Here is a 266-nt window from a genome sequence, read left to right as displayed (position 1 = left end):
AAGGCATTGGATGCTGCACACAAGCATGGGCGCAACTGGAAGCTGGGCCACAACAGTGCGAGCGACGGCTACCTGTTGCGCAAGGACCTCCATGCTCTCTATGACAATCATCTGCTTTGGATCCGCGACGATGGGGCAGTCGAACTACACCCTACCGTTTTCGAACACTACAAGCAGTTCGCCGGCGTGAAGCTATTTCTGGTAATTGCCGGTGACCGCCTATAATGCGAATGACGTCGGCGCCACACAAAGCACAAGCATGATCG

Annotated in this window: 1 pseudogene; it reads left to right on the top strand. The window is 54.9% G+C overall.

Annotated elements, in window-relative coordinates:
• A pseudogene (locus SB764_RS41055) lies at positions 1 to 225 on the top strand (hypothetical protein); the annotation flags it as partial.
• Positions 226 to 266 lie beyond the last annotated feature (41 nt).

It is taken from the genome of Paraburkholderia sp. SIMBA_027 (genome assembly GCF_046535315.1).
GTDB lineage: Bacteria > Pseudomonadota > Gammaproteobacteria > Burkholderiales > Burkholderiaceae > Paraburkholderia > Paraburkholderia tropica.
The sequence above is the reverse complement of the archived record's forward strand: the minus strand, read 5'-3'. Positions and strand labels throughout refer to the sequence as shown.